Raw genomic sequence first — 318 nt, forward strand, 5'->3', positions numbered from 1 at the left:
GTGGAAGATATTTTCCTGATACACATTCACGTCGATCATCTGATAGGCGTTCTGGGTATCTTCGGTCAGGAAATTCTGGATGGAATTGATGTCGTGATCAATAAAGTGCTTGGTGCCATCCAGATCCCGGGTCATGCCACGCACCCGATAGTCCACGGTAACGATATCGGAATCGAAACTGTGGATCAGGTAATTCAACGCACGTAGCGGGGAAATCACACCACAGGTGGAGACATCCACATCCACTCGAAACGTGGAAATACCGTTATCTGGATGGGATTCCGGATAGGTATGCACCGTCACATGACTCTTGTCCAG

At 48.7% G+C, this 318-nt stretch carries 1 protein-coding gene; it reads right to left on the minus strand.

Going from position 1 to position 318, the window contains the following annotated elements; genetic code table 11:
- A partial coding sequence (locus A3730_RS09450; protein ID WP_197477399.1) for an S-adenosylmethionine decarboxylase occupies positions 1-318 on the minus strand: 318 nt, incomplete at both ends.

It is taken from the genome of Alcanivorax sp. HI0044 (assembly GCF_001634945.1).